10 protein-coding genes and 1 pseudogene are annotated in these 12975 nt (G+C 59.7%); 8 read left to right on the plus strand and 3 right to left on the minus strand.

The features are described from left to right. Window positions 1–54 precede the first annotated feature (54 nt). Window positions 55–1368: a CapA family protein gene (locus DR039_RS07740; RefSeq protein WP_318268930.1), complete on the minus strand. Its 1314-nt coding sequence runs from the start codon at window positions 1366–1368 to the stop codon at window positions 55–57. A gap of 50 nt (window positions 1369–1418) precedes the next feature. On the opposite strand from DR039_RS07740, the gene pgsA reads away from it, so the two are divergent. The 7 genes from pgsA (at window position 1419) to DR039_RS07775 (ending at window position 8463) form a co-directional block, all read left to right on the plus strand. Continuing rightward, on the plus strand, window positions 1419–2042 hold the full coding sequence (pgsA, locus tag DR039_RS07745; RefSeq protein WP_111836811.1) for a CDP-diacylglycerol--glycerol-3-phosphate 3-phosphatidyltransferase: 624 nt from the start codon (window positions 1419–1421) through the stop codon (window positions 2040–2042). After that, window positions 2039–2530: a CinA family protein gene (locus DR039_RS07750; RefSeq protein ID WP_111836812.1), complete on the plus strand. Its 492-nt coding sequence runs from the start codon at window positions 2039–2041 to the stop codon at window positions 2528–2530. Before pgsA ends, DR039_RS07750 begins: the two co-directional genes overlap by 4 nt. 218 nt (window positions 2531–2748) lie before the next feature. Then, on the plus strand, window positions 2749–3102 hold the full coding sequence (locus DR039_RS07755; protein ID WP_111836813.1) for a helix-turn-helix domain-containing protein: 354 nt from the start codon (window positions 2749–2751) through the stop codon (window positions 3100–3102). 247 nt (window positions 3103–3349) lie between these two features. After that, window positions 3350–6217, plus strand: a complete 2868-nt coding sequence (locus DR039_RS07760; RefSeq protein WP_111836814.1) for a SpaA isopeptide-forming pilin-related protein — start codon at window positions 3350–3352, stop codon at window positions 6215–6217. Window positions 6218–6278: 61 nt separating this feature from the next. Next, complete coding sequence (locus DR039_RS07765) at window positions 6279–6503, plus strand: DUF3046 domain-containing protein (protein ID WP_111836815.1); 225 nt, start codon at window positions 6279–6281, stop codon at window positions 6501–6503. Between the two features lie 251 nt (window positions 6504–6754). Next, window positions 6755–7969 (plus strand): recombinase RecA, encoded by a 1215-nt coding sequence (recA, locus tag DR039_RS07770; protein ID WP_111836816.1) that lies wholly within the window; start codon window positions 6755–6757, stop codon window positions 7967–7969. Beyond that, window positions 7969–8463 carry a regulatory protein RecX gene (locus DR039_RS07775; RefSeq protein ID WP_111836817.1) on the plus strand — a complete coding sequence of 165 codons (495 nt, stop codon included), beginning with the start codon at window positions 7969–7971 and terminating at the stop codon, window positions 8461–8463. The genes recA and DR039_RS07775 overlap by 1 nt, the downstream gene beginning before the upstream one ends. 62 nt (window positions 8464–8525) lie before the next feature. Here the strand turns inward: DR039_RS07775 and DR039_RS07780 are convergent, their stop codons facing one another. After that, window positions 8526–9965, minus strand: a complete 1440-nt coding sequence (locus DR039_RS07780; protein WP_111836818.1) for a RodZ family helix-turn-helix domain-containing protein — start codon at window positions 9963–9965, stop codon at window positions 8526–8528. Between the two features lie 395 nt (window positions 9966–10360). Between DR039_RS07780 and DR039_RS07785 the strand changes: the two are divergent. Beyond that, a pseudogene (locus DR039_RS07785) lies at window positions 10361–10677 on the plus strand (formate--tetrahydrofolate ligase); the annotation flags it as partial. Between the two features lie 163 nt (window positions 10678–10840). On the opposite strand, the gene DR039_RS07790 reads toward DR039_RS07785, so the two are convergent. Further along, window positions 10841–12712 (minus strand): phosphoenolpyruvate carboxykinase (GTP), encoded by a 1872-nt coding sequence (locus DR039_RS07790; RefSeq protein WP_111836819.1) that lies wholly within the window; start codon window positions 12710–12712, stop codon window positions 10841–10843. Between the last annotated feature and the right edge of the window lie 263 nt (window positions 12713–12975).

A 12975-nucleotide genomic window follows, 5' to 3' on the forward strand; every position in this document is an offset into this window, starting at 1 on the left:
CGTCGCTAGGCCGCTCTGCAGACCTGTGGGCCAGTCAGACCTTTTATATGCTAGCTAGTGGCGCCTCACCACCACTGGCGCTGAGCCACTAGCTTGCGGCACGGTATCCGTGTAGGTGCTGGCGTCCATAACCCCCATGAGGGAGTTCCAGCGGCGGGTGGCCTCCGCCTGACTGATCTGACAACCCGCAGGAAACTCCCCGCGCTGCAGCGCCCCCAGGTCGCGCAGCTGGTGACCGGCGTAGTGATCAACCGTGAATGGATGCCAATGCAAAGCATCCACCTGGGCCGTGCCCTCAGGGGTGACCGTGACCTCCACCCAGACAAAGTTCCCGATCGCTGAAGTGAGGACCCCAACGGTTTCCTCAGACTGGTTAGAGATGAAGTTTCCTGCCGAGTAGGAGGCCCACATGCCTTTGCCGCCCGGACCACCCTCCAGTCTTTCGGCGCGTTGCGGCACATGGGGGTGCGCCCCAAAGAACACATCGACCTCGCCGGTGGCCGCGATCTGCTTGGCGTACTCCACTTGCTCGGCCACTGGCTCCGGGCTGTATTCCTCACCCAGTTGGGAGTGGAGCACCACCACGTGGGCGCCTTCTGCCCGCGCAGCTTTGGCATTGGCAGCGATGGCGGCGACGTCGTTCAACTGCACCTTCCAGCCGGTCTCATCCACCAAACCGTTCAGACTGTAGGTCGTAGACAACTCCGCCACCGTAATGGTGCGTCCCGCGCGTTCCAGCCGGTAGAGCTGGTACGGCTTCTTCGCCTCGGCCTCAGAGCGGTTGGTACCGGCATAACCAAGTCCGTTGGCGGTGAGAGCATCGATTGTGGCATCCACCCCAGCCTCGCCCTGGTCTATTGCATGGTTGGAGGCGGTGGCACAGCCGTCCCAGCCGACCTTTGCCACCGCCTGCAGCAGGCCGGGCAAGGTTGCAAACCTGGGGTATCCCGAGGGAATGGAATCAGGTGAAACCGGCAGCTCCATGCCGCACAGGGCTAAATCAACGCCGGATATCCAAGGCTGCGCTGCCGTCACCGGGCCTGAGATGTCGCCACTTCCACCGGGGGTGTCCTCCATAACCGGCATATGCATGAGGAGGTCTCCGGAGTAGCCGATGGTCAGATGAGCATTCTCCGGCGCGGGGGAGGGCGACGGGTTCGTTGAAGATGCTGGTGCGGGGGTCTGTACCGGGGCCGTTGTGGGGGGCGCCAGGTGTGCAAGCCTGCAGTGGCAGCCAAGCGAGGCTAAGGATGCCCAAAGCGGTGAGAGACCGGCTGCGGCCAGGGCGGCGCAAACGGCGCAAGGCTTCGTTCTGAAAGGCTTTCTTAATGCAGGGCATGTGATCAGGGTAACTAAAAGGTAGAAAATCTGCCTGGTCTGAGGGTTGCGCCCTACTGCTTACGGGTAACCTTGGTGCCATGGGTCAGTCAACGGTGTCCGCAACTACTCCCCGGAAGGGGAAGGAAACCCCGCTGTGCAACATCGCCAATGCCCTGACAGTGACCAGGTTGATCCTGGTGCCGGTCTTCATCTGGTTGATGCTTCAGTCCGGTGGGGTACCCCGCCTGTGGGCCACCATCGTGTTCATGGTGGCGGCGCTGACCGACCAGCTCGATGGGCACCTGGCGCGCTCCTGGAACCTGGTGACGAACTTCGGCAAGATCGCTGACCCGATTGCGGATAAGGCACTGACTCTTACAGCCTTCATCTTGCTGTCAGTGGCTGGAATCCTGTGGTGGTGGGTCACCGTGGTGATTCTGGTGCGAGAGCTTGGCATCACCGCCCTGCGCTTCGTGCTGCTGCGCCGTAACGTGGTTATGCCAGCGTCTATGGGAGGCAAGCTCAAGACCACCTTGCAAATGCTGGGGTTGGTTTGTCTGCTGATGCCGTGGTCTTTGTTTGCCCCGGCCGGAATGGTGCAGGCCATGAAGGTGGTCGGGTATGTGGCGATCGGAGCTGCCTTGCTGGTCACGGTGGCTACCGGCGTCGACTATGTAGTCAAAGCTCTGCGGCTCGCGCGTGAGGCGAAGGCAGCGGAGTGACTGCCGCTGAGCACGCCTCGCGGCTGCTGGAACTGGCCAAGGCGCACGGGTTGCGCCTGGCGGTCGCTGAGTCCCTTACTGGTGGTTTACTTGCCGACGCCGTTGTGAGTGTGCCGGGTGCCTCTGCGGTGATGCGCGGGGCGGTGGTCGCCTACGCCACCGAACTCAAAGCCCAGCTGTTAGGGGTTGAGGCGGCGCAGTTGGCACGCACCGGCCCTGTGGATCCTGAGGTGGCCAGGCAAATGGCGGCTGGCGTGGCACGAGTTATGGACGCTGATTTGGGCTTGGCGACGACGGGGGTGGCCGGTCCTGGGCCAGCTGAGGGGCACCCAGCTGGCACTGTGTATGTGGCTGCCTGGAGTTCGCAGCGTGTGCTGCATCAGGAGCTGCACCTAAGCGGGGGCCGCCAGGAAGTGCGTGAAGGCAGCGTGGTGGCAGCGTTGAAACTGGGCATTGCGCTCCTGGAGGCCAAGGCTGGAGGGGCGTGATGACTCTCGCACTGGACTTCCGGCAATGGTCAACCGTCTTCCGAGGGTTCTTTCAGCCTGAGAGCTGAGGATCTCTTTCACCGGAAGCCAGATGGCGCTCTTCGATCGCCCCTTGTGATCCGGGAATGAACTGCCTTCATGAATGGTTGTGCCAGACGATGAAAAACGCTTCTTCTACCCGTGCCCCCCGCTCTGTACGTCCTGCCGCCCGGCCAGGGATGCGCCCGGTGGCTTCGACGGGGTACCGTGTGGCCATGGACATGCCCAAGCATGAGAACGTCCTGCTGCGCCGAGAGATCGGTGAGGTCCTGCGTGCTGCCCGTCAGCATCAGGGGCGTACCCTCCGTGAAGTCTCCTCACAGGCTCGCGTATCCCTCGGATACCTCTCTGAGGTTGAACGCGGGCAGAAGGAAGCCTCCTCCGAACTCCTGGCCTCAATCTGTCAGGCCTTGGACGTACCGCTGTCAGTGGTGCTTCGCCAGGTCTCTGACCGGATTGCGCTGACTGAATCAGTGATCCCGGACACTGTTCCGGACGAGTTGCTGCGCCAGCAGGGCGTCACTCTGCGCTGAGTTTCCTAGCGGCAAGCAGCCCCGGCTCTTTTGAGGAGTCGGGGCTGTCCCTGTTACTGCCTGTTTCCTTGGAGTCATGAGAAGGCATTATGAGTCGCTGCATAACAGGGTTGCTACTGCCTAAAGGAGCACTATCGGACTGATAACGGCTGACTAAGTGAGGCTATGTGGTTGCTAGCGTCCTGTCTAGTTAGTGTCTGCCCTCAGCTTGGGTGGGCTGGAACAGGAACGCAGGAGGCACTCTCAGATGCTAGGTAAGAGATGGGTTGGGAGAATCGGGCACAAGCTGTGGCTTATGGTGTCTACTGGGGTTTTGCTATTGTCTCTTACCTCGGCACATGGTGTCCCTGCGCTTGCCGGGGGTCTTGTCCCTGTCAGCGGGTCGTTGGGGGCGATATCGGTATCGGCGGCCCATGGGAGGCTTCCAGGAGTGCTCCCGTTGCAGCGTTTCGGCGGGGAGCTATCTTGTGCGCGGGGGGACTATTACACGATCAGCAATGATGACGGAACGGTCTCTAAGTTCACCTCTGTAAATGGAAAGCCCAACGCTAGGGCTGTCAAGGCCTTTGTCTTCAGTGATTCAGAGAAAGATAAAGAGTTTAATGGTCTAGGTATTGGCGCTAATGGCGCGGTCGCTTATGCCTTTAACCGCAGGGCTGGCTCAAGCCACGACAAGGTTGCATTGTATCGATGGACTCCTGAGAGGCAGACTGAGACTCTGTTCCGCGACTATCTGCCTGCAAGCTTGAAGGTGGAGAGAAAAAACCTCGTGGCTGGAGGTATAGAACCGCTACGAGCGGACGCCAACTTCTATTTTGGTGGATTCTATCGGGAGAATCGCAGAGAAGGCAGGCAGATAGTGTACTTTGAGTTGCTCACCTTTGAGAACAGTAAGGTTAGGTCGGTGGGGTATATCAGGGTTACCGAGCTGGATAATGATGACCACCATGACAACGGTGATATCGTTTTTAATGCGGCCGGAGACATGTTCCTACTGTGGAGCAACGGACACAAAGACATCAAAATAGTGTCAGTTCAGAGAGAAGAAATCGAGAAAGCACTCAAAGAGCGTAATAGTCGCGAGATCCCGGTAGCCGGGAAGGTTCCCAACCTGAAGGTTGATAGAGCAGACCGTTTCAACGGTGCCGCTTTTGATGAAGATGGGAATTTGTTTCTGCAGTACTCGGATGCAGGCGCTACCAATACTGGAGGATATTCTATTGACCCAGACAATGGCAAGAACAATAGTGATGCGCAGGAGATGTATCCAGTCGGAAAGAATGTTGGTACCGACCTTGCTAGTTGCGCTTCTCCCTCCACCTTGTTCTTGGTGAAAGACGTTAAAGCTAGAGCAAAACCTGGGGACCAGTTCAAGATTAGTGTCAAGGGGAAGGATGAGGTGCTGCTCGCGGAGGATGAGACTAGTACCGAGAATACCGGGGCTCTCGCATACGCAGGAATATTCGTCGTCAAGAAGGGCCGTGAATACATTCTAGCGGAGGGTCCTGCAAACGGTGCTACACGCATGTCGGATTATGACAGTAGCCTGTCCTGTGTAGACTCCTACACTGGGAAAGAGCTTCCTCTTCATAAAAAATTAGGTCGCGACGATGATCACCCTACCTACGGCTTGAATATCGCTGCTGGCTCTGCCAATGACATCACTTGTACGTTCGTCAACTCCCCTAAGTCCAAGGATGGCACTGTTAGGTGGGTTAAAACTGCTGCGGAGACTGGCGACAGGCTGCCAGGGTCGGCTTGGCGGATCATCCCAGAGGCGCCGGGCGGAAAGATCGTCGAAGTCACGGACAACGCCGGGCAGCAAGGGTATAACGGGTCTGACAAGAATACCGCCGTCGGTGACTTCGAGGTCACAGGGCTTCCTTTGGGTAACTACACCTTGCATGAGGTTAGTGCCCCCGAGGGATACACTCCCGCAAAGAAGGATACAACGTTCCAGATAGAGGAGAGGCATGCCACTACCCCGTTGGACCTTAAAGCTATACCTAATCGTAGGATTAAGGGAGTCATTACTTGGGAGAAAGTGGATGAAGACGCAAAGGTCCTGCCTGGGTCAATCTGGACCTTTACCCCTACCCGTCCTACCGGGAAGGCTAAAAACGTTACTGACTGCAAAACCATCCCATGCTCTCCGGGCGGAGACCAGGACTCCAGAGCAGGTTACTTCCGGCTCACCGAAGTTCCCTACGGCACATATTCCCTGGTCGAGGAGTCGGCTCCTCAAGGGTATGTGAAGAGCGATGAGGCGAGGACTGTTACGGTTAAGGATGATGGTGAGACAGTAGCGATCGGGTCAGTCACGAATCAGCGTTTGCCAGAGGTGTCGTGGACCAAGGTTAAGGAGACTGAGAATGGTGATATCATCGGGGGTTCGGTCTGGATTTGGAAACAGACAACTCCAGCGCAGGGTGAGATGGAAGTCGCGGACTGTGTGCAGGACTCTGCTGACAAGTGCCTCGGCGCAGACAAGGATCCTGCTGGAGGGAAGTTCCTGTTGAAGTCTGTGGCTCTCGGAGAGTATGTCCTGACGGAGAAAACCCCTCCCTCAGGTTACGTTCGGGATGACACTCCGCACGGTGTTAAGGTCGAGTCTAAAGACATAGGTAAGACCATTAAGGCAGGTAGGTTTGTTAACCGTGCGGGCACGGGCTCAGTCAGTTGGAGTAAAATTGACGGTGACAACGGTGAGCTTCTAGGTGGTTCAGTCTGGAGTCTTAGTTCTCCGGGGCGGTCGACTGTCCCTGCGCAGCTGGTCGCTGATTGTGTCAAAGATAGTGTGAGCCAATGCCTCGGCCTGGATCGAGACCCGCTCCCGGGAAGATTCAAAGTGGAGAACTTAGCCTGGGGTGACTATGTCTTGGTCGAGCAGGCCTCTCCGGCTGGTTTCCGGCTGGATTCCAGCACTGAGCACAAGTTCAGGTTGGGTAAAGATCATATAGAGCATGCCTTTGCGGAAAGTTTCAAGAATTACAAAGTCACTGTTCCAGTTCTTCCTCTGACGGGCGGCACGGGCGCAGAGGTCTTTCTTTTCGGTGGTTGTCTCCTTGGGGCGCTGGCACTCCTGTTTGCTCGGCTGCGTAGGCGCCGTCTCTGAAGGTGGGACAGGGTAAGCCTTTGGCTATGCTAAAAGCTCCGGTCCGGGTGAGAGGTGGCTAGTGAAACACTCGGAGTTCTGGCGTGCGCTGGAGGAGGTCCACGGCGCGGGGCTAGGCCGTTCCTTAGCGCAGGACCTGGTGTTAGCAGAGATGGGCTGCACCGCAGAGCAAGCCCTGGCGCGGGGAGTGCCGCCACGCCAGGTGTGGGATGCGCTCTGCGATGAGACCGATGCCAGCGACTCGCAACGTTGGGTTTACCGCGAGGACCCGCGACGCAGGCCTTGATGGATTGGCTTGCCGGTGTCTGGAACTGGGAGAGACACGCGGGGACGCACAGATGGAGATCGAACAGGTGTTCGGTTAGTGTTCTCCACGGACGGCCCATCTGGTGCTTGAGCCTTAGCGGGCTTGAGCAGCGGAGTTCGTGTCAGTGGTCGGGCATAACGTCGTCCACGAGCCCCCGGTGAGGGGGAACTCGTCAGCACAGACCAGCCCCCGCAAGCCGTGGCCCAGCCACCTGAGACCGGAGAAACATCATGCCAGCTGCAACGCAGAACCAGGACCGCGCCAAAGCCCTGTCCACCGCCCTCGCCCAGATTGACAAGGCCTTCGGTAAAGGCTCAGTCATGCGCCTAGGGGATGACACCCGTCCGCCGGTAGCGGTGATCCCCACCGGCTCGGTGGCCCTAGACGTAGCCCTTGGCATTGGCGGGCTGCCCCGTGGTCGCGTGGTAGAGGTTTATGGGCCAGAGTCCTCCGGTAAGACCACGGTTGCCCTGCACGCCGTCGCCAACTGCCAGAAGATGGGGGGCAATGCGGCCTTTATTGACGCCGAGCATGCCCTAGACCCGGAGTACGCCAAGGCGCTGGGCGTGGATACAGACAATCTCCTGGTCTCTCAGCCGGATACCGGTGAGCAGGCCTTAGAGATCGCGGATATGCTGATTCGTTCCGGTGGCATTGACATTATCGTGATCGACTCCGTGGCGGCCCTGGTGCCTAAGGCGGAGATCGAGGGGGAGATGGGTGACTCCCATGTGGGTTTGCAGGCACGCCTCATGAGCCAGGCCCTGCGCAAGATCACCGGTGCGCTGTCTGCCACTGGCACCACCGCCATCTTTATCAACCAGCTGCGCGAGAAGATCGGCGTGTTCTTTGGTAGCCCGGAGACCACCACTGGCGGTAAGGCCCTGAAGTTCTACGCCTCAGTGCGCATTGACGTGCGCCGGATCCAGACGCTCAAAGACGGCGACCAGCCGGTCGGTAACCGCACCCGCGTCAAGATCGTCAAGAACAAGATGGCTCCGCCCTTCAAGCAGGCCGAGTTTGACATTCTCTACGGTCAGGGAATCTCCCGCGAGGGTGGCCTACTGGACCTGGGCGTGGACAACGGCATCGTGCGCAAATCCGGCGCCTGGTTCACCTATGGCACGGACCAGCTGGGACAGGGTAAGGAGAACGCCCGCAACTTCCTCAAGGATAATCCCGCGCTGGCTGACGAGATTGAGGAGAAGATCCTCGCGGCTCTGGGGGTAGGGGAGCCGGGCCGCCAGGCCCGTGAGGCGGCCGCCCAGGCAGCAGCGGAGCAGGCTGCTGCTCAACAGGCAGCTAAGGCTGCTGAGGACTCGCAGGAGCCCGCGGCCACGGCGCCAAAGGGCAAGACCAAAGCTAAGGCGGCAGGTGGGCGCGCCCGCACCGCCCCACTAGATGACGTGGATTCGGCTTTTGGTGAGGATGCCGGAGGCTTCTGATGCCCTGGCTTCAGGCAGATGAGCACACCAAGGAGCTTGAGCAGGCGCGGGACCTAGTCCTGCGCCGACTCGACCGCTCCCCGGCACCTCGCGCTGCCTTGGCTCAGTTGCTCTCGGTCAAAGGCGTTGATGAGCGGATTGCCCAGGAGGTGCTGGACCGCTTGGAGACCGCTGGGGTCATAGATGACGCCGCTTACGCCGCCGTCCTCGCCCGCACCCGCTTCGCTGAAAAAGGCGCAGCCCGGCGCGCGGTAGCGCAGGAACTGCGACGCAAAGGCCTAGCGGAGCAGCATATCCGCGCTGCGCTAGAACAGATTGACGACTCAGACGAGGCTCAAGCTGCGCTGGCGCTGGCCCGCAAGAAGCTCCGGACTACTAGCAGCCTGGACTTGTTGGTGCGCGAGCGCCGGACGCTGGCGCTGTTGGGGCGCAAAGGCTACCCAGCCGACGTCGCCGCGCAGGCCCTAGACCAGGCCCTTCGCGAGGAGGGCTAAAAGGGAGAGCCCTGAAGCCTTATATGTGTTTGTGAGGCTCCCGGGACAGGCTGTAGCGGCGGTTAGTGCTTGGTCAGGTCCAGGTCCGTGGCCTGATAGACCTTGACTGACACGGTGCCAGCAGCCTCGTCGATGGCGCTGACGGTAACTGCGTCGGCGGAGACGCCGATGGCTATGCGCTGACCAAGCGGAGTAGTTGTCTTGGAAGCAGGGTCGTAGACCGCGTAGCTGTGCTCCCGTGCTTGTCCTGGAGCCTGGGGCTGTGCAGTGGACGCTGTGCTTGTTGGTGCAGTGGCGGTTCCCGGCGCTGGCAGGCTAGCTTGACTTGCTGGCGTCGCCGGCGTCGCCCCGCTTGGTGTTGCGGTAGTCCCGGGGGTGGCTACGGCAGTTGCAGGTGCGCCAACCGGATCCTTAGAGACCAAGAGAATCTTGCCGTCAGGTAGGTATTCAGAGGGCACCATATCGGTCTGCTGAACAACGTCATCCAGGCAGAAAGCCGTGCCTTGAGAAGGCACCACCAGGTTGCCGACGAGGGCTGCCTGCGCACTGCTTTGAGCGTGAATACCGTCCTCGCGCGCCAGAGTGCACTCTGGCGCCTCGATGGACTTCAGGCTGGTGCCCTCAAGGCGGCTGACGGTCTGGGGAGCGGCAGAAACCACAAGGGGAGCCTGCCCGGGCTGGCTCAAGATCCGAAACGGCATGCTGAGTTCGCCAAGCTCACTGCCCGCGGTCAGCAGGATTGTGGCTGAATCTGAGTTCAGCGTGGAGAGCAGCACACCGTTCTTCTGGAAGATTTCCAATTCGCCTGAGTGCCCGGCAGTCAGCTCTTCCCGAGAGGCATGGGCAGTGCTCATGCCAGTTCCAAGATAAGTGGCTGAGACCAGGTTTCCATCTGAGTCAGCGGGATCAACTTCCACGCCGCCGATAACCGTCTCCGCATTGCGGAAAATGGTCCCAGTCTTGGTAGAACTGAGCACGATTTCGCCGCCACTGCCGGTCTTGGTGTCGAACCAGGAGATGGGGGAGGAGACAAGGGCAGCTTTTTCAGTGGCCGCATCCGTGGAATACCAGAAGGCCACGGCGCCCAGACCGTCGTCCCAGCTGATACGTGGCGTAAGGGTCGTGGCGTCCGCGTCCTGCGGCGGCGTAACAGTTGCTTTCCAAGCCTCAGTGCCATCCCAACGCAAGTGATGAACGTCCAACGCCTTGGTTGTGGGGTCGACAGAGGCCACGTAGGTCAGGCCATTGTCTGACCAATTAGTCAATCGACTTATACCAGTGACCTCGGCCAGCGGCTTGCGCAGCCCCCATTCCTCGGGCCCGGAACTTGGGGCGCTGCTGGGAGACGGTGTGGTTGCTGCACCTGAGTCTAAGGTTGCGGCAGCCACAGGTGTTGCAGCAGACTCGTTTGCGGCCTTTTTGTTTGTCCCCGAGCAGGCTGCCAAGGCACCGCTAATCATGAGAGAGGTGGCCAGTACCGCGCTGATGCTCCGCTTGCGCATGCTCGTCCTTAATTTCACCCGCACGTCAGCTTCAGGGCCCAACGGCGGTTCGTGCCATCGCGTGCAGCCATCTGCTGACGCCGTCAGCATTCCTGTCGATTTTGGCTTGAGATTGAAATAGCTGCTCGACGATAAAACGCCGCGGCGATCTGTGGCTGCCCAGTGACGGTACCTCAGGAGCAAATGACTAAGTCCATCGTTTCTGGCCCTCAGCGAAACCAACTCAGAGAATTACCAGATGTCTTTTAGTGTCTATTCAGGCCGCAGCTGCGGCTCATTGGGGAAGCTTGAGGGGCTGGAACATTCTTTCAATAGCACCGTGTGGAACAGAAAACCTATATTGTCTTGTCATGAGCGATGACCTGTCTGAGGGGCTGGTGCAACGCGGGCACCGCAGCATCCTGGCCGCAATCATCGACAACCACCTGTACCACGGCAAGGCTCTGCGCATCGAGGAAGGCACCATTACCTGGCCGCGCGTCCTAGCCGTCAACGATCGCGCCCTGCGACACATCATCATCGGCCTAGGGAACAAGACTGATGGCGTCACCCGCCAAGCCTCTTTTGACATTACTCCTGCCAGTGAGGTCATGGTCATCATGTTGCTGGCACAGACCTTGACGATCTGCGTCGTCGTTTGGGCGCCATTGTGGTGGCGCGTAACGCTGAGGGAGAACCTGTCACCGCAGAAGACCTCAACGCTGCCGGTGCCGGTTATGTCTACGTCTTGTGCGGCAACATCTCGACCATACCGGGACTGCTTAGTTATCCAGCTGCGGAGGGCGGCGACGTGGACACAGTCACCGGGGAAATCCTCAACTTGCTCTGAGGGCCTGGGGAGCGGCAGCAGCTTCTATCCGCTCCCCAGAACCGCCTCACTCAGCTGTTTCTGAGGATTCTGCCTCCTCAAGTGCTTGGGTTACACGGCGGTGCGCTTCCCAGATTTCTTCAGGCAGGTCCGTGAACTGCGCTAGGTGCTCCTCACGCAGCACCATTTCCTGCTTCCAACGGGCGATATCAATGTTCAGCAGCTGTTCTAGGTCAGTGCGATTACCCTCGAAGCCCTCCAAGTTGAGCTCCTCGACCGTTGGGACGATGCCTACTGGTGTCCGAGCGCCCTGAACTCGCCCTTCCTTGAGATCCATAAGCCATAGCAGAGCGCGTAGGTTCTCCCCGTAACCGGGCCACAGGAAGTGGCCATCCTGTGGATCGCGCTGGAACCAGTTGACATGGGCAAAAATCGGCTTGTGCTCTGCAGCACCCAGGATGTCCAGCCAGTGTCGGGCATACGCGCCCTCCGGGAAAGACATGAAAGGACGCATGGACATGGGGTCATAGCGCAGGCGCCCCTCGGTCCCTTCTGCGGCGAAGGTGGCTTCTGCACCCAAGGTAAGGCCGTCATAGACCCCTTCGGCTAGATCCGTTACCGCACGGATGAGTGGCTCACGGTCGCGGCAACGACCGCCGAAGATGATGGCGTCGATCGGGACGCCCTCAGCTCGCTCGTAGTCCTGGGCGATATTGGGAACCACGGAAAGGCGGGCGGTGAAGCGGGAGTTTTTCTGGGACCACAGGTCCTCGTCTGCGCCGGAGCGTTGGCGTTCCAACGGGCGTGCGGAGATGAGCTCGTTCTTCCAATCGCGCCACCCGGTGACATCCTCGGGGTAGTCGGGGGTCTTTCCCTCCCACCACAACTCCTTTGTATCCTCGTTGAACGCTACGTTTACGAAAAGTGTCCCGGTGCCCTCGGCGACAGCCTTCATGGCATTGGGATTCGACTCCCAGTTAGTGTCCTTGGCGACGCCGAAAGTGCCGTATTCGGGGTTCATACCGTACACGCGGCCATCCTCCGCCACGCGTAGCCAGACTATGTCGTCTCCATAGAACTCCACCTCGTAGCGCTCTCCCAGCGCTGCCGGAGGCAACATCATGGCCAAGTTGGTCTTGCCAGAAGCAGAGGGCATACCACCGCAGATGTGATAGGTGCGTCCAGTCTCCTTGTCGCGTATTCCAATGAGCATGAACTGCTCGCCCATGAACTTCTTTGAGGTCCAGCCGTCGTATGAACCCTGACGCAGGCCGTGTGCGATCTTGCCTAGCAAGGCGTTACCGCCATAGGCCGAACCAAAGTGAAGAATCGTGCGTTCGTCCGCGATGGTGGCAAAGAGGCGTTTGTCAGCAGTCGTGCCCTGCCCCAGCTCGTCTAGATCTCCGGTGGCGTGGACGGCACGCTCGAAGAAACTGGGGTCTTCTAGATCGTTGACATACTGTGCACCTACGCGTGCCATGCGGAGCATCTGCAGCACAACGACGCGGTTGTCGGAGAGCTCTACGCCAGTTGCCCAGGCGGCCAGGGGAGAGCCGGGAGGGGCCATCAGGTAAGGGACCACGTACATGGTGCGGCCGCGCATGGCACCTAGCATGCGTTCGACCTGCTGTACGCGGACTTCCTTGGCGTCGCGCCAGTTGTTGTAAACCCCTTTGTCGGCGGGGTTATTTGTGGCGACTACCGTGCGCTCCTCGGAGCGGGCAGTGTCCTTCGGATGGCTATGGGCTAGGTAACGACCGGTCCCGGCCTCAATGATCTCGCCCTCCGCCAGTGCCTCGGCTAGGAGTCGCTGCTCAGCGTCGTGATCGATGACCTCGATGTGCTTTGGGTCAAGGATGGCCGCCCACTCGGCGACGAAGTCATGGACGGCTGTGTTGGTGATTCCGGCTTGGATGAGTGTTTCGCTGGGGTTTGTCATCGTTGCTCCGATCTATGTGTGGATACCAGAGGCCTTGCGGCGACGAGCCTACCGATAAAGTTCGGTTGTACGAAACTTATCCTGTAATGCCGGGCTGAGGTAGTCCCACAAGTCCGACTTCGCCAACCTCCCCGGCCTGGGCGGCTCCCGTGAGCGGGGCCGCCGATACTCGCTGCGGTGGGTAGGCGCAGGCTGCGTGGACTCATTTAGTGCTGGCACCATCACCCCGGTGCGGAACTAGCGCGAGAGAGGTAGGTGTCGCG

The organism is Actinomyces bovis (assembly GCF_900444995.1).
Taxonomy (GTDB): Bacteria; Actinomycetota; Actinomycetes; order Actinomycetales; family Actinomycetaceae; genus Actinomyces; species Actinomyces bovis.